Source organism: Pseudomonas sp. DCB_BI (assembly GCF_026240995.1).
GTDB lineage: Bacteria > Pseudomonadota > Gammaproteobacteria > Pseudomonadales > Pseudomonadaceae > Aquipseudomonas.
Genome location: NZ_JAPFCG010000013.1, coordinates 53,264 through 72,207 on the forward strand (window position 1 = coordinate 53,264; position 18,944 = coordinate 72,207).

An 18,944-nucleotide genomic window follows, 5' to 3' on the forward strand; every position below is an offset into this window, starting at 1 on the left:
TGCTGCCACGGCGCAGTGGCTTCGCCTGCCCGTTACACCCACGACTAGAAGGATAACAATCATGTTCAGCTGGTATCGCCAGATCACCTCACGGGAACGCAAGACGTTCTGGGCCTGCTTCGGCGGCTGGTCGCTCGACGCGCTGGAAGTACAGATGTTCGGCCTGGCCATCCCCGCGCTGATCGCTGCGTTCTCCCTGACCAAGGGCGACGCGGGCCTGATCAGTGGCCTGACCCTGGTGACCTCGGCAATCGGCGGCTGGCTGGGTGGCACCTTGTCCGACCGCTACGGCCGCGTGCGGACCCTGCAATGGATGATCCTCTGGTTCTCGTTCTTCACCTTTCTTTCGGCATTCGTCACCGGCTTCTACCCGCTGCTGTTCGTCAAGGCCATGCAAGGTTTCGGCATTGGTGGCGAATGGGCCGCCGGCGCGGTGCTGATGGCCGAGACCATCAACCCGAAATACCGCGGCAAGGTCATGGGTACGGTGCAGAGTGCCTGGGCCGTGGGTTGGGGCTTGGCGGTGGCGCTGTTCACGCTGATTTACTCGCTGGTGCCGCAGGAGTTCGCCTGGCGGGTGATGTTCTTCGTTGGTCTGCTGCCGTCGCTGCTGATCATCTGGGTGCGCCGCAATGTGCCTGAGCCGGATAGCTTCCAGCGCCTGCAGAAGGAAAACGCCATCCCCACCAGCTTCCTCCAGTCGATGGCTGGCATCTTCCGCCCAGAACTGCTGCGCGTAACCCTGCTTGGCGGCTTGCTCGGCCTGGGTGCCCACGGCGGTTACCACGCGGTAATGACCTGGCTGCCGACGTTCCTCAAAACCGAGCGCAACCTGTCGGTGCTTAACTCCGGCGGCTACCTGGCAGTGATCATCCTGGCCTTCTGGTGCGGCTGCGTGGTCAGCGGCATGCTGATCGACCGAATCGGCCGGCGCAAGAACATCTTGCTGTTCGCCCTGTGCTGCGTACTGACCGTGCAGGCCTATGTGTTCTTCCCGCTGAGCAATACCCAGATGCTGTTCCTGGGCTTCCCGCTGGGCTTCTTCGCTGCCGGTATCCCGGCCAGCCTGGGCGCGTTCTTCAACGAACTGTACCCGGCCGAAGTGCGCGGCGCCGGTGTGGGCTTCTGCTACAACTTCGGCCGTGTGCTGTCGGCGGTATTCCCGTTCCTGGTCGGCCACATGAGCGAGTCGATGTCGCTGGGCAGTGCCATCGGCATCGACGCCGGCATCGCCTACGGCGTGGCCGTGATCGCCGCCTTGTGCCTGCCGGAAACCCGAGGCCGCAACCTTGAAACTGCACCCGCACCGGAAATGGCCGGCGCGGCTGCAAAGTAACCTGACTTTGCTTGTATGAGAACCATGCCTGACGCTTCCGATTTACCCCTGACCGCCATCGACAGCCACGCCCACGTGTTCAGCCGTGGGCTGAACCTGGCCAGCGAACGGCGTTATGCGCCCGGCTACGACGCGCCGCTGGGTGACTACCTGGGCCAGTTGCTGGTCCATGGTTTCAGCCATGGTGTGCTGGTGCAGCCCAGCTTCCTCGGTACCGACAACCGCTACCTGCTCAGTGCCCTGCAGACCGTGCCGGGGCAACTGCGCGGGGTGGTGATGCTGGAGCGTGAGGTCGAGCGGGAAACCCTTGAGCACATGGCGCGTCTGGGGGTACGCGGTGTACGCCTTAACCTCATGGGCCAGGCGCTGCCCAACCTGGCCGGCGCCGAATGGCGGCCGCTGCTGGAACGTATTGGCGAGCTGGGCTGGCATTTGGAGCTGCATCGGCAGGTGGCGGATATACCGACGCTGGTGCGGGCGTTGCAGCCCTATGGCCTGGACATCGTCATCGACCATTTCGGCCGCCCCGATGCCCGCCGTGGGTTGGGGCAGCCTGGGTTTGCCGAGCTGCTGACCCTGGGTGGGCAGGGTAAGGTGTGGGTGAAGGTGTCGGGTATCTACCGGCTGGAAGGTGAGCCTGAAGAAAACCTGGCCTTTGCCCGTTCGGCGCTGTGTGCACTGGAAGCGCACTACGGTGCCGAGCGGCTGATGTGGGGCAGTGACTGGCCGCATACCCAGCATGAATCGGCAGTAAGCTTCGGCACTGCAGTGCAACAGTTCGAGGCGCTGGGCTGCTCGGCGGAGTTGCGCCAGGCGCTGTTGGTGGATACTGCGCGGGTGCTGTTCGGCTTCGAATGAGGTAGCGCCTGTGCCGGTGCTTGCCAGCGGGTGCATTTCCCATGCAGATTTGTGGCCTGAAGCGCACGGTGCGCCTCCAATTGAAAAGCCCTCAGGACCAAGGACGATGAGTCACTCCTCGCAATTCACCTTGCTCGGCAAGCGGCGCTTCCTGCCGTTTTTCATCACCCAGTCGCTGGGTGCCTTCAACGACAACCTGTTCAAGCAGTCGCTGATTCTGGCGATCCTGTTCAAACTCAGCCTGGGCGAAGGCGACCGGTCGATCTGGGTCAACCTCTGCGCGTTGCTGTTCATTCTGCCGTTCTTTCTGTTCTCGGCGCTGGGCGGGCAGTTTGGCGAGAAGTTCGCCAAGGACGCGTTGATCCGCGCGATCAAACTGGCCGAAATCGCCATCATGGCGATTGGTGCACTGGGCTTCATCACCAACCACCTGGCGCTGATGCTGGTGGCGCTGTTCGGCATGGGTACCCACTCGGCGCTGTTCGGCCCGGTGAAGTACTCGATCCTGCCGCAGGCCCTGCGCGAGGAAGAGCTGGTCGGCGGCAACGGGCTGGTAGAAACCGGTACCTTCCTTGCCATCCTCGCCGGCACCATCGGCGCCGGGGTGATGATGTCGGCCGATAGCTACGCCACGGTGGTGGCTGGCGGGGTGGTAGGCACTGCAGTGCTCGGCTACCTGGCCAGCCGCTGGATCCCGCGCGCGGCTGCCGCTTCGCCGAACATGCCGCTGGACTGGAACATCTTCAAGCAGTCGTGGGCGATCCTGCGCATGGGCCTCGGCCAGCCGCCTGCGGTATCGCGTTCGATCGTCGGCAACTCGTGGTTCTGGTTTGTTGGTGCCATCTACCTGACGCAGATTCCTGCCTACGCCAAGGACTGGCTGCACGGTGACGGCACAGTGGTAACGCTGGTGCTGACGCTGTTCTCGGTGGGGATCGCGCTGGGGTCGCTGCTGTGCGAACGCCTGAGCGGGCGCAAGGTGGAAATCGGCCTGGTGCCGTTCGGCTCGTTCGGCCTGACCCTGTTCGGCCTGCTGTGGTGGTGGCACTCCGGCGATGTACCGGCTGCGGCGACGCCGCACGACTGGCTGGCGTTGCTGGGCCTGAGCCAGGCCTGGTGGATACTGCTGTCGATCGTTGGCCTGGGTGTATTCGGCGGCTTCTATATCGTCCCGCTGTATGCCCTGATCCAGGCGCGCACGGCCCAAGACCAGCGTGCCCGGGTCATTGCAGCCAACAACATCCTCAATGCCTTGTTCATGGTGGTGTCAGCGGTGCTCACCATCATCCTGCTGGGCGTGGCCGAGCTGAGCATCCCGCAGCTGTTTCTGGTGGTGTCGCTACTGAACATTGCGGTCAATGCCTATATTTTCAGGATCGTGCCCGAGTTCACCATGCGCTTCCTGATCTGGTTGCTCAGCCATTCGATGTACCGGGTGCAGCATCGCGACCTTGAGCGCATCCCCGACGAAGGCGCGGCACTGCTGGTGTGCAACCACGTGTCGTTCGTCGATGCCCTGCTGCTGGGCGGCGCCATCCGCCGGCCGATTCGCTTTGTCATGTATTACAAGATCTACAACCTGCCGGTACTCAACTTCGTCTTCCGCACAGCCGGTGCCATCCCGATTGCCGGGCGCAACGAGGACCCGGGCACCTACGAGCGGGCTTTCGCGCGCATAGCCGAATACCTGGCCGAGGGTGAGCTGGTGTGCATCTTCCCGGAGGGCAAGTTGACGGGCGATGGCGAGATCGATGTGTTCAAAGGCGGTGTCAACCGCATCCTCGAAGAAACGCCGGTACCGGTGATCCCGCTGGCCCTGCAGGGCTTGTGGGGCAGTTTCTTCAGCCGTGACCCGGCCAAGGGCTTTTTCAAGCGCCTGTGGTCGCGGGTAACCATCGTGGCGGGCGCCGCCATTCCGGTGGAGGTCGCGCAGCCTGAGCTGCTGCGTGAGCAGGTCAGCCGCCTGCGCGGCGACCTGCGTTAAACGGGCGTGGTCAGCTGGCGCTGACTTTCAGGCCGATAAGGCCGCAGACGATCAGCGCCACACTGACCAGCCGTACCAGGGCCATGGACTCGCCGAACAGGATGATCCCAGCGATGACTGTGCCGACCGCGCCAACACCCGTCCAGATGGCATAGGCGGTGCCCAGCGGTAGCTCTTTCATGGCCAGCCCCAGCAGGCCCAGGCTGATGACCATGGCGCCGACGGTGAGTACGGTGGGAATCGGTTTGCTGAAGCCGTCGGTGTATTTCAGGCCAACGGCCCAGCCGACCTCGAACAGGCCGGCGAAGAACAGGATGATCCAGGACATAAGAGTGTCTCCATCGTTTGAATGATGGGGCCGTCCCCGGAATGGTCACGCGGTGCGTCGTGAGGTCGTCCTCACAGTGGGCAATATAGTGCACACCTGAAGGTTTCAGGGCAAGCCTGTGCGGCCCTCTTCGCGGGTGAACCCGCTCCCACAGCGACTGCACACGGCTTGATACATGTGCAATCCCTGTGGGAGCGGGTTCACCCGCGAAGAGGCCCTAAGAGGCAGATATCAATGCTTGGCCGGTTCGATCCCTTCAGTCTCAGGCACAGGCTCAGGCTCATCCATCCGCCGAAACCAGGTCGACAGTAACGCCCCGGAAATATTGTGCCAAACGCTGAACAACGCACTTGGCACCGCCGCCAGCGGCGAGAAGTGCGCCGCCGCCAGTGCCGCCCCCAACCCGGAGTTCTGCATGCCCACCTCCAGCGCCAGCGACTTGCGCTGGGCCAGCGGCAGCTTGCACAGCTTGCCGGTCAGGAACCCAAGCAGATAGCCAAAGCTGTTGTGCAGCATCACCACCGCCATGATCAGCAGCCCCGACTCGGCAATCTTCGCCTGGCTGGCCGCCACCACTGCACACACGATCATCACGATGCTCACCACCGATACCAGCGGCAGCACCTGCACCGCTGCCTGCACGCGAGCACCGAGCAAGCGCTGGGCCAGCACGCCGAGCACAATCGGCAACATCACCAACTGCAGGATCGACCAGAACATGTCCATGAAGGACACCGGTAACCAGGCCGAGGCCAGGAACCAGATCAGCGCAGGGGTGAGCAGTGGCGCCAGCAGGGTAGTGACGGCGGCGATGGCCACTGCCAGCGCCAGGTCGCCACGCGACAGCCACACCATCACGTTCGACGCGGTGCCACTCGGGCAGCAGCCAACCAAAATAACGCCCACGGCAATTTCCGCGGGCAGGTGGAACAGTTGGCACAGCAGCCACGCCATACCCGGCATGATCACGAAGTGTGCGACCACCCCCAGCATCACCCGCCAGGGCTGGCGGGCGAGGGCGGCGAAGTCGTCGAGCTTGAGGGTAAGGCCCATGCCGAACATCACCAGCCCCAGCAGCGGCACGATGGCCACCTTGAGGGCGATGAACCATTGCGGTTGCAGAAAGGCCAGCACGGCGAACACCAGCACCCAAAGGGCGAAGGTATTACCGACGAAGCGGCTGAGGGCGGCGAGGGCACGCATGGGGGGCAATTCCTTTTTTAGTTATGACTTGAAGCGTTTCGAGGCACTAGGGCCGTGCAGGCGAACAACACCGTTCAGGCCTGCAGCGGTTCATCCATTACCTCAGACCCCTTGCGGAATCTCCTCGCCACCCAGCGCCTCGAACAGCACCGGCAGGAATTCGGCGAAGGTCATCATCATCAGCTGGAAGCTGGCATCGAACTGCTGCGCAGCCTCATCACCACCATCCTGCTCGGCCTGCTCCTGCAGCAACTCTTCGAACTTCAGGCGCTTGATCACCATTTTGTCGTCAAGAATGAACGACAGCTTGTCTTGCCAGGCCAAGGCCAGCTGGGTGACCACCTTGCCAGTGCTCAGGTGCAGCTGGATTTCCTCGCTGGTCAGGTCCTGGCGCTTGCAACGCACGATGCCACCGTCTTCGGCGGTGTCGCGCAGTTCGCATTCGTCCAGCACGTAGAAACCTTCGGCAGCCTGCTGCGACTTGACCCAATCGGTCATGGTGGCAACCGGCGCGATTTTTACCGTGGCCGGGCGTACCGGCAGCGAGCCCATCACTTCACGCAGGGTCGACAACAGGTCTTCGGCACGCTTGGCGCTGGCCGAGTTGACCAGGATCACGCCCTGACGCGGGGCAATGGCAGCGAAGATCATCGAGCGGCGGATGAATGCACGCGGCAGGAAGGCCTGGATGATCTCGTCCTTGATCTGGTCGCGTTCCTTTTTATAGACCTTGCGCATCTGCTCGGTCTCGATCTCTTCGACCTTTTCCTTGACCGCGTCGTTGACCACGCTGCTCGGCAGGATGCGTTCTTCTTTACGGGCGGCAATCAGCAGGTATTCGCCGCTGACGTGCACCAGGGGAGCGTCTTCGCCTTTGCCGAACGGTGCGACGAACCCATAGGTGGTCAGCTCCTGGCTGGCGCAAGGGCGGGCCGGCTTGCTGGCCAGGGCGGCTTCCAGCGCTTCAGGCTCGAACGGTACTTCCTGGGTCAGGCGGTAGGTCAGCAGGTTCTTGAACCACATGAGGGGCAATCTCTCCTTAATGCATAAGGCGGGCATTATTCTCCGAGCAGCGCTCTGAGGCCAACCCTGTCAGAGGGCCAGCAGTTGTTTATGCCGAAATAAAACGCCCGGTAACGCTAGGTCCTTGAAAGGCCAGAGGTTTTTTTTGAAAAAAGTTTAAAAAATGCTTGCCAGGCTGTGGGGGCGTACGTAGAATGCGCGCCACACCGAGACGAAGGGTGATTAGCTCAGCCGGGAGAGCATCTGCCTTACAAGCAGAGGGTCGGCGGTTCGATCCCGTCATCACCCACCACTCGATGTATAGCGCAGCGGTAGTTCAGTCGGTTAGAATACCGGCCTGTCACGCCGGGGGTCGCGGGTTCGAGTCCCGTCCGCTGCGCCATATTCCACTTCCAGGGCCCACTGAACACCCGGAAGTAACAAAGAAAGCGACCTTAGGGTCGCTTTTTTTGTGCCTGAATGTTGTACCCATACCTGCAGGCGTTTGCCGCAGCTTCAGCCACGACGTTCCTCCTCCCGCAATGTCAGCACCTCGTACCCACCCTCGGTCACTGCCACGGTATGTTCCCACTGCGCGGACAAGCTGTGGTCCCGGGTGATCACCGTCCAGCCATCCTTCAACTCGCGCGTGCCGCGGCCACCCTGGTTGATCATCGGCTCGATGGTAAACACCATCCCCGGTTTCAGCTTCATGCCCATGCCGCGCTGGCCGATGTGCAGCACCTCTGGCGCTTCATGCATCTGTTGGCCAATGCCATGCCCGCAGTATTCGCGCACCACGCTGTAGCCAGCTGCCTCGGCATGGGCCTGCACGGCATGGCCGATATCACCCAGCGTTGCCCCAGGGCGCACCTGCTCGATGCCTTTCCACAACGCCTCATAGGTGGTGTCGACCAGGCGCCGGGCTTCATCGCTGACCTTGCCGATGCTGTACATCTTCGAAGAGTCGGCAATGTACCCGCCCTGTTCCAGGGTGATGTCGACGTTGACGATCGAGCCCTCCTGAAGCACCTCGTCAACCTTGGGCATGCCGTGGCACACCACGTGGTCCACAGAGGTATTCAGCGAGTAGGGAAAACCATACTGCCCTTTGCTCGCCGGCCGCGCCCTGAGCGTTTCGACGATGAACGCCTCGGCATGGTCGTTGATCTGCATGGTGGTCACGCCGGGGCGGATGAACCTGTCGAGTTCGGCGAATACCTGGGCCAGCAGCTGGCCGGCGCGGCGCATCAGGTCGAGTTGAGCGGGGGTCTTGAGGATCACCTGGGACATGGGGGGAGGGTAGTTGCTCATGCTGAAAATTGCCCCAGCATAGCGCCAGGGACCGTGAGGTTGCCACCGCATGGTGCGTAATCTGTACCGGCCTCTTCGCGGGCCAGGCCCACTCCACAGGTCCATCACCACCCTCAGGCCCTGTGAGATCCCTGTGGGAGCGGGTTTACCCGCGAAGGGGCCGGTCAGCTGGCCCACTAATTGCTCATCCACCTCAATCCCGGGCTATCAACGTCGACAGCCCACACAACTTCACGACAAAGGCGCCGTGTTGTCCCGCTTGCATCAGCATGCCGGGGCAGCCGGCGCCTTTTTGCGTTCCTACAGGAGCCCGCCCATGGCCAATAGCGAAGTACGCAGTGTCTGCCCCTACTGCGGCGTCGGTTGCGGCATCGTCATGAGCGTTGCCGATGGCAAGGTCGGCAAGATCAGCGGCGACAAGCAGCACCCCAGCAACTTCGGCCGGCTGTGCACCAAAGGCCTCACCGCACATGTGCCGCTGACGGCCGCCGGGCGTATGGAGGATGCCTATGTGCGCCCGCACCGCAGCCAGCAGCCGGTGCGCGCGAGCATGGACCAGGCCATCGCCGACAGCGCCGCGCGCCTGCGTGCCATCATCGACCAACATGGGCCCGACGCCGTGGCGCTGTACGTGTCCGGGCAGATGTCACTCGAGGCCCAGTACCTGGCCAACAAACTGGCCAAGGGCTTTATCCGCACCCGCCACATCGAGTCCAATTCGCGGCTGTGCATGGCCAGCGCCAGCAGCGGCTACAAGCTGTCGCTGGGTGCCGACGGCCCGCCCGGCAGCTATCAGGATTTCGAGCATGCCGACGTGTTTCTGGTGATCGGCGCCAACATGGCCGACTGCCACCCCATCCTGTTCCTGCGCCTGCTCGACCGGGTGAAGGCCGGTGCGAAGCTGATCGTCGTCGACCCACGGCGCAGCGCCACCGCCGACAAAGCCGACCTGTTCCTGCAGGTACGCCCGGGCACTGACATGGCCTTGCTCAACGGCTTGTTGCATCTGCTGCACATCAACGGCCACACCAACCCTGCCTTCATCGCCCGCCACACCGAAGGCTGGGATGACCTGCCAGCCTTCCTCGACGACTACAGCCCCGGGCGTGTGGCCGCCATCACCGGGCTGGCCGAGGCCGATATCATCAAGGCGGCCGAATGGATCGGCAGCGCCGGCAACTGGATGAGTTGCTGGACCATGGGCCTGAACCAGAGCATCCACGGCACCTGGCACAGCAACGCGATCTGCAACCTGCACCTGGCCACCGGTGCCATCTGCCGCCCCGGCAGCGGGCCGTTCTCGCTGACTGGCCAGCCCAATGCCATGGGTGGCCGCGAGATGGGTTACATGGGCCCGGGCCTGCCAGGCCAGCGCTCGGCCCTGGTGGCCGCCGACCGCGCCTTCGTCGAGCAACAATGGCAGTTGGCGCCGGGCAGCCTGCGCAGTGAAGGCGGTGACGGTACGGTGGCGCTGTTCGGTCAGATGAAAGCCGGCGAAGTGAAAGCCTGCTGGATCATCTGCAGCAACCCGGTGGCCAGTGTCGCCAACCGCCAGCAAGTGATCGACGGCCTGCGCCAGGCCGAGCTGGTCATTACCCAGGACGCCTTCCTCGATACCGAAACCAACCGGTATGCCGACATTCTCCTGCCCGCTGCGCTGTGGGCGGAAGGCGAGGGCGTGATGATCAACAGCGAGCGCAACCTTACCCTGATGCCACGCGCCGTCGAGCCGCCAGGGCAGAGCCTGCCTGACTGGCAGATCATTGCCCGTGTGGCCTGCGCCATGGGTTATGGCGACGCTTTCGACTACCCCGACGCCGAAGCCGTGTACGAGGAAATCCGCCGCTTTCATAACCCGGCCACGGGCTATGACCTGCGCGGCATCGGTTATGCCGAACTGCGCCAGCAACCGCACCAGTGGCCCAGCGCACCGGGCCGCGAACACGCCCGCAGTCCGCTGCGCTACATCAACGATGGCAGCAGCCAGGCGTTACTGCTCGATGCCCAAGGTGAGCGCCCAGCGCTGGCCTTCCCGACGGCCAGTGGCAAGGCGCGCTTCTTCGCGCGGCCTTGGTTACCTGCCGCTGAATTGCCGGATGAGACCTTCCCCATGGTGCTGAACACCGGCCGCGTGCAGCACCAGTGGCACACCCTGACCAAGACCAGCAAGGTGCCGGCGCTGAACAAGCTGGAGCCAGGCCCCTTCGTTGAAGTGCATCCAGAAGATGCGGCCCGGTTGGGTCTGGCCGAAAAAGACCAGGTGGCCATTCGCTCGCGCCGCGGCCAAGCCGTGCTGCCGGTGCGCGTCAGTGATCGGGTGATGCCTGGCAACTGCTTTGCACCTTTTCATTGGAACGACCTGATCGGCGATCAGCTGGCAATCAATGCCGTGACCTGTGACGCCGTCGACCCGCTGTCGTTGCAACCCGCCTTCAAGCACTGCGCCGTGGCCCTGGAGCGGGTCGCCGGTGAGCGCATCGATGCCCTGGACCTGAATACTGCTACGCCGGAGCCCGCCAGCATGCCGACTGCCACCCTGTCCCGCCTGCTTGGCCTGGACACATTGCCGGCCCCGGTGCTGGCCGACGAAGAACGCCATTACCTGCAAGGTTTTCTGTTGGGCCTGGACCAGGCGCGCGCCGAGGGGGTGCCCAGCCTGCCGGCCACTGCACCGCTGGTCGCCCACCACCGGCTGTTTGTCGACGGGCTGCTGGCCGGGCTGTTCGCCCAGCCTGCGGCACTGCCCGGCGCAGCCTTGCCCGCCCCAAGGCACCACGTGCTGTGGGCCTCGCAGACGGGCAATGGTGAACTGCTGGCTGAGCGCTGTGCGGAGCGCTTGCGCAGTGCTGGCCTCGACGTGCAGCTCAGCTGTATGGAGGCGGTCACCCCGCGCCAATTGCAGGGTGCTGCCAGCGTAGTGTTGATTGCCAGCACCTTTGGTGACGGCGATGCTCCCGACAGCGCGGCGACGTTCTGGCAGGCGTTGCAGGCCGAGGAGGGCGGCCATTGCGCCGAACTGCCCTATGCCGTGCTGGCCCTGGGCGACTCCAGCTACGACCAGTTCTGCGGCTTTGGACGTAAGCTTGACCAGCGTCTGGCCGAGCTGGGTGGGCGGCGCCTGTTGCAACGGGTGGACTGCGAGCCGGACTTCGACCAAGCCTTCGCCGGCTGGCTCGACGCGTTGCTGCCCACGCTGGCCAGCGCGGCGCCGCAGCAGGCGCCTGAATTTGCGCCCGTGGCAGCCTTCAGCAAGCAGCAGCCCTGGGCTGCCAGCCTACTGGAAAACCGCCTGCTCAACGGCCCCGGTGCCAGCAAGGAAACCCGCCAGCTGGTCTTCGACCTGAAGGGCAGCGGCTTGACCTACGCCGCCGGTGACGCCTTGGGCGTTTGGCCGCGCAACTGCCCGGCGCTGGTCAATGAACTGCTGGCACTGATACAGCTTGATGGCCAGGCCATGGTCGAGCTGAAAGGCCAGCCCGCCATGCCTCTGGCCGAAGCCCTGCAGGCGCATCTTGAAATCGCCAAGGTCACCCCGCAGCAGCTGCAGGTGTTCGCCCGCAGCGCACCTGACCTGCAACGGCTGCTGCAACCCGAGTGCAAGGCTGAACTGCAGGACTGGTTGTGGGGACGGCAACTGGTCGATGTGCTGCGCGCCTTCCCTCAGCAACTGCCCCTGGCCAGCTGGCTCGACCTGCTCAAGCCGTTGCAGCCACGGCTCTACTCGATCAGTTCCAGCCCGCTGGTGAACCCGGATCAGGTGCACCTCACGGTATCCACGGTGCGTTACGGGGTACGCAAAGGGGTGTGCTCAAGCTTCCTTGCCGACCGTGCGCAGGCGCTGAAAGTGGCGATTTTTCCGCAGGCGACGAAGCACTTTCGCCTGCCGGAGGACGACAGCCTGCCGGTGATCATGGTCGGCCCTGGCACCGGTATTGCGCCGTTCCGCGCCTTCCTGGAAGAACGTGAGGCACGGGGGGCCACAGGCGGTAACTGGCTGTTCTTTGGCGAGCAGTACGCCGCCACCGACTTTTATTACCGGGACCAGTTGCAGGCTTGGGAAAAAGCAGGCCACTTGCGGCTCGATACGGCGTTCTCGCGCGACCAGGCGCAAAAGGTCTATGTGCAGCAACGCATGCTCGAGCAGGGCGCGCAGCTGTGGCAGTGGTTGGAGGCGGGGGCGTATTTCTATGTCTGTGGCGATGCGCAGCGCATGGCGAAGGATGTGGATGCGGCGTTGCGCGCAATCGTGGCTGAGCATGGCGGGATGGATGCAGTGCAGGCGGCTGCATATGTCGAACGTTTGAGCAAGGCCAAACGTTATCGCCGGGATGTGTATTGAGTGCACCGGGATGGGCTGAGGTGCACTGTGAATGTGCATGCCTGCGGGGGCTTCTTCGCGGGTGAACCCGCTCTCACAGGCACCGTGCAAGCCTGAAGACCGATGCAAACCCTTGTGGGAGCGGGTTCACCCGCGAAGAGACCGATACAGGTAAAGCAACTGGCACAGTCCCTGCTTTATCTTCGATACAACAAGCCCCGCTGATCAACGGCGATCAACCCAGGGGCACACCGTGATGAATACAGGCAAAGGCGCCTGGAGCTTCGGCTCCAGGCGCTTTTTTTTTGATCGAGGATCGGCTTATGAAGGCAACAGCGAGCAGCGGGCAACGAGAGCGACTGGTCATCGTCGGCAACGGCATGGTCGGCCACCATTGCGTCGAACAACTGGTCAGCCGCGGCGCCCTGCAGCGCTTCGAAGTGAGGGTGTTCGGCGAAGAACGCCAACGCGCCTACGACCGCGTGCACCTGTCCGAATACTTCGGCGGCAGCTGTGCCGAAACCCTGGCCCTGTGTGAACACGATTTCTACACCACCAGCGGTGTGCACCTGCACCTCGGTGAGGCGGTGCTGGAAATCGATCGCGAACGCTGTGAGGTGGTCACTGCCGAAGGCCGCTATGGCTACGACCAGCTGGTGCTGGCCACCGGCTCCTACCCCTTCGTGCCGCCGATCGAAGGCTCCAGCGGTAACGCCCGCCTGGTCTACCGCACGCTGGACGACCTCGATGGCATTCGGGCGGCTGCAGCCAGTGCCCGCCGTGGCGTGGTGGTCGGCGGTGGCCTGCTTGGCCTGGAAGCGGCCAACGCCCTCAAGTCATTGGGCCTGGAGGCCCACGTGGTGGAGTTTGCCCCACGGCTGATGCCGGTGCAGCTGGACGCCGAGGGCGGTGCTGCGCTCAAGGCGCAGATCGAAGCGTTGGGTGTGGGGGTGCACCTGTCACGCGCGACCCAGTCGATCAGCGAAGGCGAGGCCTACCGTTACCGCATGAACTTCGACGGCGGCGAGCACCTGGAAACCGACCTGATCGTATTCTCTGCCGGTATCCGCCCGCAGGACGCCCTGGGCCGTGCCTGCGGCCTTGATATCGCCACACGCGGTGGCGTGGTGATCGATAACCACTGCCGCAGCAGCGACCCGCGCATCTTTGCCATCGGCGAGTGCGCTTCGTGGAACGGCAGCGTGTTCGGCCTGGTCGCGCCAGGCTACAGCATGGCGCGCAATCTGGCGGCCTTGCTGATGGGCGAGGCGGCAGTGGCCTTCACCGGTGCAGACATGTCGACCAAGCTCAAGCTGCTGGGCGTGGATGTTGGCTCGATCGGCGATGCCCATGGTGCCACGCCGGGTTCGCGCAGCTACCGCTTCATCGACGAAGCCAACAGTGCCTACCGCCGGCTGGTGGTGGATGCCAGCGGCAAGCACGTGCTCGGCGCGGTGCTGGTCGGAGACAACAGCTATTACGACGCCCTGCTGCAGTACGCCCAGAACGGCATCGCCCTGCCGGCCGACCCGGCAGCGCTGATCCTGCCGCAAGGCAGCGGCGCGCCGGCCTTGGGTGCTGATGCGCTGCCCGACAGCGCGACCATCTGCTCCTGCCACAACGTCAGCAAGGGCGCGGTATGCGCCGCAATTGACAACGGCTGCAGCGACCTGGCCGCCGTCAAAGGTTGCACCAAGGCCGCGACCGGTTGTGGCGGTTGCGCGGCCCTGCTCAAGCAGGTCTTCGAGCACGAACTGAGCGCCCGCGGTGTGGCAGTGGACAAGAGCCTGTGCGAGCACTTCGCCTACACCCGTCAGGAGCTGTACGGGCTGGTGCGGGTAGAAGGCATCCGCACGTTCAGCGAGCTGCTCGAACGTCATGGCAAAGGCCACACAGGCTGTGACATCTGCAAGCCGGCGGTGGGCAATATCCTCGCTTCATGCTGGAACCAGCCGATCATGGACCCGGCGCTGGTACCGCTGCAGGACACCAACGACACGTTCATGGCCAACATGCAGAAAAACGGTACCTACTCGGTGGTGCCACGCATCCCGGGGGGTGAAATCACCCCGGACAAGCTCATCGTCATCGGCCAGGTCGCCAAGAAATACGACCTGTACACCAAGATCACCGGCGGCCAGCGCATCGACCTGTTCGGTGCCCAGTTGCACGAGCTGCCGCTGATCTGGGGCGAACTGATCGAGGCCGGCTTCGAAACCGGCCATGCCTACGGCAAGTCGACCCGTACGGTGAAATCGTGCGTGGGTAGCACCTGGTGCCGTTACGGCGTACAAGACAGCGTCGCCATGGCCCTGCGCCTGGAAGATCGCTACAAGGGCCTGCGCAGCCCGCACAAGCTCAAGTTCGCGGTGTCTGGGTGCACCCGCGAGTGTGCCGAGGCGCAAAGCAAGGACATTGGCGTCATCGCTACCGACAAGGGTTGGAACCTGTACGTGTGCGGTAACGGCGGCATGCGCCCGCGGCATGCCGAACTGTTCGCCACCGACCTTGACGACGAAACGCTGGTACGCCTGATCGACCGCGTCCTGATGTTCTACATCCGTACGGCCGACAAGTTGCAGCGCACCTCGGTGTGGCGCGAGAACCTTGAAGGCGGCCTGGACTACCTGAAGCAGGTCGTGATCGACGACAGCCTGGGGCTGGCCAGCGAGCTGGAAAGCCAGATGCAGCATGTGGTCGACCAGTATGAATGCGAATGGGCCAACGCCCTCAACGACCCCGAGAAGCTCAAGCGCTTCCGTACCTTTGTCAACGATCGCCGCGCTGACCCGGACGTGCACTTCGTGCGTGAACGCGAACAACGCCGGCCAGCGGCGCCGCTGCACCTGATCCCAACTGTCGAGGAGGCTGTCTGATGAACCTGGCCAATGCTGCTGTGAACACTCAAGAAAACTGGCAGGCGGTATGCCAGGCGCACGATCTGGTGGCCGACTCCGGGGTGGTGGTGTGGCTCGACGGCGCCCAGGTGGCGCTGTTCTACCTGCCTGGTCAGGCTCAGCCGCTGTATGCGGTGGACAACCGCGACCCACGCTCCGGCGCCAACATCATCGGTCGCGGGCTGGTGGGCAGCGTGCAAGGTGAGTTGGTGGTGGCAGCGCCGCTCTACAAGCAGCACTTCAGCCTGCTGAGTGGGGAGTGCCTGGAGGATGCCGGGCAGAGGTTGCGGGTGTGGCCGGTGCGGTTGAAGGGGGAGGCCGTGGAGCTGGCTGTGGCCTGATCACCATTTGCCGCCTGCCCCCCACTACGCGGGCATGAGCATCTAGCGCGCTCCCACAGGTACCCCGCAGGCTTGAGGCTGATGCAGCACCTGGGGAATTAACTGGCTTGCTCAATTTAAGCATCTAGCGCAATCCCTGTGGGAGCGGGCTTGTCCCGCGAACACGGGCGCAGCCCGGGCCATGCACCATGTTGGATTCTTCGCGGGACAAGCCCGCTCCCACAAGTACCCCGCAGGCTTGCGGCTGATGCAGTATCTGGGGAAACAACTGGCTTGCTCAATTTCTTGAATCTAGCGCGACCCCTGTGGGCTTGAGGCTGATGCAGTACCTGGGGAAACAACTGGCTTGCTCAATTTCTTGAATCTAGCGCGCCCCCTGTGGGCTTGAGGCTGATGCAGTACCTGGGGAAACAACTGGCTTGCTCAATTTCTTGAATCTAGCGCGCCCCCTGTGGGCTTGAGGCTGATGCAGTACCCGGGGAAACAACTGGCTTGCTCAATTTCTAGAATCTAGCGCAATCCCCTGTGGGAGCGGGCTTGTCCCGCGAACACCGGCGGAGCCGGTGCCATGCACCGTGTTGGATTCTTCGCGGGACAAGCCCGCTCCCACAAGTACCCCGCAGGCTTGAGGCTGATGCAGTACCCGGGGAAACAACTGGCTTGCTCAATTTCTTGAATCTAGCGCGACCTCTGTGGGCTTGAGGCTGATGCAGTACCTGGGGAAACAACTGGCTTGCTCAATTTCTAGAATCTAGCGTGATCCCTGTGGGAGCGGGCTTGTCCCGCGAACACCGGCGGAGCCGGTGCCATACACCGTGTTGGATGCTTCGCGGGGGCAAGCCCGCGAACAGGTCGGCACCAGCCGGCTAGATCACCAAGCCCTGCGGCGTGCGCCCGGCAAATACATCCACCAGGCTGGCCACCACCATCTCGCCCATGCGCGTGCGGGTCTGCACCGTGGCGCTGGCTCGATGCGGCTGCAGCACCACATCCTCACGCTCGAACAATGCCTCGGGCGCGCGGGGTTCGTCGGCAAACACATCCAGCGCCGCGCCAGCGATCTCCCCAGCCTGCAGGGCCGCGATCAATGCCGGCTCATCCACCAGCTTGCCGCGTGCGATGTTGATCAAGTATCCCTCTGCACCTAACGCCCGCAGCACTTGGCGATCGATCAGCGCCTCGCCCTTGTCGGCCGCCGCCGCCAGGATCAGTGCATCACTGTCCTTGGCCAGCTGCAGCAGGTCTGCCTCAAAGCCGTAAGGCACGTCCAGCGCTTGCAGGTCGGTGTAGCGAATCGGGCACCCGAACGCTGCCGCCCGCTGCGCGACTGCGCGGCCGACGCGCCCCATGCCGACGATGCCCACGCGCATGCCCGACACCTGCCGGGCCAGTGGCAACGGTGCCAGCGGCGTGGCACTGGTGGCCCAATGGCCGGCGCGAACGAAGCGGTCACCGGTGCAGATACCCCGGCACAAGCCGATCAGCAGGCCAATCGCAAGATCGGCGACGTCCTCGGTGAGGGCACCGATGGTTGCCGTTACCTGGATGCCACGATCGCGAGCATAGGCCAGGTCTACCGCGTCGGTACCGACACCATTGACCGCGATCACTTCAAGGTGGGGCAAGCGTGCCATCAGCGCCTGGCTGATACCGGTGTGGCCGCCGGTGATCACGCCGCGAATAGTGCCGGCATGCTGGCTGACGTAGGCCTCCTTGTCGGCCTGTTCGTAGTAGCGGTGCACGGTGAACAGCTGTTCCAGGCGCTCACGGATCTGCGGGATCAGGATAGGGCTCAGTTGCAGGACTTCGGGTTTCATCGGTCACTCCATCATAAACAGGGATCAGCCACGGCCAACGAACGGCATGTTGCTGGCCATCACGGTCATGTTCAGTACGTTGGCGTCCAGCGGCAGCGCCGCGATGTAGCGCACCGCATCGGCCACATGGCGCACGTCCAGCATCGGCTCGGCTGCGATCTCGCCATTGGCCTGGCGTACCCCCCGGGTCATGCGCTCGGACAACTCGGTCAGGGCGTTGCCGATGTCCACCTGGCTACACACGATGTTGTACGGCCGGCCATCCAGCGCCAGCGCCTTGGTCAGGCCAAGCACCGCATGCTTGCTGGCCGTGTAGGGGGCAGTGAACGGGCGTGGGGTGTGCGCCGAGATCGAGCCGTTGTTGATGATTCGCCCACCTTGCGGTTGCTGGCGGCGCATCAGGCCGAAGGCAGCGCGGGCGCACAGGAACACCCCGTCGACATTGGTGGCGATGACGTTGCGCCAGTTCTCCAGCGGCAGCTCGTCGACCGGCATGGCGGGCGCGTTGATGCCGGCATTGTTGAAGATCACATCGAGCCGGCCGTGCACTTCTTCGATGGTGGCGAACAGCTGCGCGACGCTCTGCTCGTCGCGTACATCGGTGGGCACGGCCAGCGCCTCACCGCCTGCTGCCAGCGCCTGTGCAACCACGGCTTGCAGGGGTTCGGCGCGGCGCCCGGCGAGCACCAGGCTGAAGCCGTCATCCAGCAGGGCGAGGGCGACGGCGCGGCCGATGCCGCTACCGGCACCGGTGACCAGGGCGATTTTCTTGTTCTGGGTCATGTCGGGTCTCCGTCAGGTTCAGGCTGCGTTGGCTGTTTGCCCGGCAGGGCGGGGGCCGACACGCAGGTGCAGTTCGCCGATACCGTCGATGCCGGCGTGTATCGTGTCTCCCGGTTTCAGCGGGGCCACGCCGGGCGGGCTGCCGGTCATGATCAGGTCGCCCGGGCGCAGCGGCAGCTGGCGTGACAGCCGGCTGATCACTTCGGCCAATGCCCAGGTCTGCTGGCTCAGGTGGGCACGCTGGCGCTCCTCGCCATTGACCTGCAGCCACAGCGACGTATCCAGCGGCCAGTCGCATTCGCTGGCGGGGACGATGGCGGTCATCGGTGCCGAAGCCTCGAACACCTTGGCGCCTTCCCACAGCAGGCCCTCGGCCTTGGCCTTGCGCTGGTGATCGCGACGGGTCATGTCCAGGCCGGCGGCAAAGCCGAACACGTGCTCCAGGGCGTGTTCCGGGGCAATGTCGGCACCGCCCTTGGCAATGGCCGCGACCAGCTCGATTTCATGGCAGAACTCCTCGGTCTGCGGCGGGAAGGGCAGCTCGCCCGATGCCTCGACGACGTTGCTCGCCGGCTTCATGAAAAACACCGGCTCCTGCGGCGCCGCGCCGTAGGATTCCGGCCACGGGTAGTTGCGGCCGAGGCAGAACACCCGGCCGACGGGGAAGCGCGCATCGCTGCCGCGGATCGGCAGGCTGACGATGGCCGGCGGGTTGAACAGGTAGGTCATGGGTGGATCCTCCGTACTGGAGTGGCCAGCGTAT

At 64.0% G+C, this 18,944-nt stretch carries 13 protein-coding genes and 2 tRNA genes; 8 read left to right on the forward strand and 7 right to left on the reverse strand.

Annotation, left to right across the window (positions count from 1 at the left end; all coding sequences use genetic code 11):
• The first annotated feature begins 61 nt into the window (after positions 1–61).
• The 3 genes from OO258_RS15490 (at position 62) to OO258_RS15500 (ending at position 4,178) form a co-directional block, all read left to right on the forward strand.
• Positions 62–1,336: an MFS transporter gene (locus OO258_RS15490; protein ID WP_266031386.1), complete on the forward strand. Its 1,275-nt coding sequence runs from the start codon at positions 62–64 to the stop codon at positions 1,334–1,336.
• A gap of 24 nt (positions 1,337–1,360) precedes the next feature.
• Positions 1,361–2,194, forward strand: a complete 834-nt coding sequence (locus OO258_RS15495) for an amidohydrolase family protein (protein WP_266031388.1) — start codon at positions 1,361–1,363, stop codon at positions 2,192–2,194.
• Between the two features lie 106 nt (positions 2,195–2,300).
• A complete protein-coding gene (locus tag OO258_RS15500) occupies positions 2,301–4,178 on the forward strand; it encodes an MFS transporter (RefSeq protein ID WP_266031390.1) in 1,878 nt (625 codons plus the stop codon).
• A gap of 10 nt (positions 4,179–4,188) precedes the next feature.
• Here the strand turns inward: OO258_RS15500 and sugE are convergent, their stop codons facing one another.
• The 3 genes from sugE to rdgC form a co-directional block, all read right to left on the reverse strand.
• Positions 4,189–4,506, reverse strand: coding sequence for a quaternary ammonium compound efflux SMR transporter SugE (gene sugE / locus OO258_RS15505; protein WP_019470182.1), 318 nt, complete (start codon positions 4,504–4,506; stop codon positions 4,189–4,191).
• Between the two features lie 231 nt (positions 4,507–4,737).
• Positions 4,738–5,709 (reverse strand): bile acid:sodium symporter family protein, encoded by a 972-nt coding sequence (locus OO258_RS15510; protein WP_266031391.1) that lies wholly within the window; start codon positions 5,707–5,709, stop codon positions 4,738–4,740.
• 102 nt (positions 5,710–5,811) lie between these two features.
• On the reverse strand, positions 5,812–6,732 hold the full coding sequence (rdgC, locus tag OO258_RS15515) for a recombination-associated protein RdgC (protein WP_110745610.1): 921 nt from the start codon (positions 6,730–6,732) through the stop codon (positions 5,812–5,814).
• Positions 6,733–6,948: 216 nt separating this feature from the next.
• Here rdgC and OO258_RS15520 point away from each other — a divergent pair.
• Positions 6,949–7,024, forward strand: a tRNA-Val gene (locus tag OO258_RS15520).
• Between the two features lie 13 nt (positions 7,025–7,037).
• Positions 7,038–7,114, forward strand: a tRNA-Asp gene (locus OO258_RS15525).
• 113 nt (positions 7,115–7,227) lie between these two features.
• On the opposite strand, the gene map is transcribed toward OO258_RS15525, so the two are convergent.
• Positions 7,228–8,025 (reverse strand): type I methionyl aminopeptidase, encoded by a 798-nt coding sequence (gene map, locus OO258_RS15530; RefSeq protein ID WP_416309210.1) that lies wholly within the window; start codon positions 8,023–8,025, stop codon positions 7,228–7,230.
• Between the two features lie 316 nt (positions 8,026–8,341).
• Here map and OO258_RS15535 point away from each other — a divergent pair, with 316 nt between their 5' ends.
• From OO258_RS15535 to nirD, 3 genes are all read left to right on the forward strand, one after another.
• Positions 8,342–12,364, forward strand: coding sequence for a bifunctional nitrate reductase/sulfite reductase flavoprotein subunit alpha (locus OO258_RS15535; protein ID WP_266031395.1), 4,023 nt, complete (start codon positions 8,342–8,344; stop codon positions 12,362–12,364).
• Between the two features lie 302 nt (positions 12,365–12,666).
• Entirely contained in the window at positions 12,667–15,219 is a 2,553-nt protein-coding gene (gene nirB, locus OO258_RS15540) for a nitrite reductase large subunit NirB (RefSeq protein WP_266031397.1), read from the forward strand.
• Complete coding sequence (gene nirD / locus OO258_RS15545; protein WP_266031398.1) at positions 15,219–15,581, forward strand: nitrite reductase small subunit NirD; 363 nt, start codon at positions 15,219–15,221, stop codon at positions 15,579–15,581. The genes nirB and nirD overlap by 1 nt, the downstream gene beginning before the upstream one ends.
• An 866-nt stretch (positions 15,582–16,447) precedes the next feature.
• Here nirD and OO258_RS15550 read toward each other — a convergent pair.
• The 3 genes from OO258_RS15550 to OO258_RS15560 are packed head-to-tail and all read right to left on the reverse strand — an operon-like array spanning position 16,448 to position 18,910.
• A complete protein-coding gene (locus OO258_RS15550) occupies positions 16,448–17,398 on the reverse strand; it encodes a 2-hydroxyacid dehydrogenase (RefSeq protein WP_266031399.1) in 951 nt (316 codons plus the stop codon).
• 24 nt (positions 17,399–17,422) lie between these two features.
• Positions 17,423–18,181, reverse strand: coding sequence for an SDR family oxidoreductase (locus OO258_RS15555; protein WP_266031400.1), 759 nt, complete (start codon positions 18,179–18,181; stop codon positions 17,423–17,425).
• A gap of 18 nt (positions 18,182–18,199) precedes the next feature.
• Entirely contained in the window at positions 18,200–18,910 is a 711-nt protein-coding gene (locus tag OO258_RS15560; protein WP_266031401.1) for a fumarylacetoacetate hydrolase family protein, read from the reverse strand.
• Positions 18,911–18,944 lie beyond the last annotated feature (34 nt).